Raw genomic sequence first — 1,344 nt, 5'->3', positions numbered from 1 at the left:
GTGTTAAAAATTGGATTAATCCAATTCATAATTATCAACATTTCATCTTTCAAATCTTCTATTATATTTATCTGCAAAAGCCTTTTTTCTCTGAATCCTCGAATGTTTCTAAAAAAGTATAATTGGGTTAAGTTAAAGGCTATTATCATGAATCCAACTATAGCCTCTATGCCCGTAGGGCTATGCAAATAGCAATGATCAAAATGACACTCTGTTTTCAATTGGTGAAATACATTATTTTCAATGTCCCACCTTTTATGAATTATCTTCCATATAGTCTCAGTACAAATATTTTTGTTGGTGGTTACAATCCAGACTTCTTTTAACTCTTTCTTATCGCCTTCATGAATCTCCTCTAAAAATCTTATAAATCTTACCTTAATATCCATACCAGTCATTTCAAATCCATCATCATCCCAAGCACTAACAATAATTTTCTTTGTGCTTCCCTCATTTACTATCCATTGTTTGTTAGCCTCACGGCTTTGAAACAATCCTAATGCGTCTTTAACAATATGAAGCCTTTCATCTTTTACTCTAACAACTGCATCCATTCCAATTGCAAGGACTTCTTTAATCCATGATGCTTTGCAATACAAAGCATCTGTAACTATAACATCTGCAAAGTGATGAAATTTTTCATAAAGCTTTCTAATGAGTCTTTTACCTCCGGTAATTTCACCCTCATCTTTATCAGAACAATCTTTTTTAGGTTCTAACATTTCATAACCCAATACAGTATGGGGATCAGAACCCACAGTTGCACAAACAACTGCTCTGTGGAAGTAATGAGTTATTCCTTGTTTATCAACACGGGTAAGGCATTTTTCACAGCTCTTTTTAGTACTTTCAAATATCTCAACTCCATCAATAGCGGCAACCTTTATTCCATCTACTGTACCGTTTCTAAATACCTTATTTTTAAATATAGTTTTTATTATATGATCATGCATATCATTCAAACTGTTTATATCAAAACTACTTAAGGAACGCCTAACGGCGTCAATATGGGGCAATCTTGTTTTCTTTGGAAATAAATTTTTAAATCTTCCTTTTTCCAACCAATGTTCGAGTCTATTAAAACTTTTAAGTCTACAGATAAATGTGAACAGAACTATAAATGAAATAGTTGAAGTTTCAATTTGAGGATTTATTCTTCCATCTTTTAACCCCTTGATTTTTTCTCCAAGATGGTATACCTTAGAGAAGTAGGTGAGCATTTGTTTTAAATAACGCTTGTTCATCTCAAAACATCCTTTCTATTGGGTTTGTAGCAAAATTCATTATAGAAAGGATGTTTTCATTTTTAAACCCTAAATTTTTTCCAGTAAAAATCGGAATTTA

1 protein-coding gene is annotated in these 1,344 nt (G+C 31.9%); it reads right to left on the bottom strand.

The annotated features are described in order from the left end of the window. A partial coding sequence (locus tag CPAL_RS14150) for a transposase (RefSeq protein WP_106024789.1) occupies nucleotides 1-1,244 on the bottom strand: 1,244 nt, incomplete at its 3' end. Between the last annotated feature and the right edge of the window lie 100 nt (nucleotides 1,245-1,344).

This window comes from Clostridium thermopalmarium DSM 5974 (assembly GCF_002995795.1).
GTDB lineage: Bacteria > Bacillota > Clostridia > Clostridiales > Clostridiaceae > Clostridium_H > Clostridium_H thermopalmarium.
Note: the sequence above shows the minus strand (reverse complement) of the source record. Positions and strands in the feature narration are given on the sequence as shown.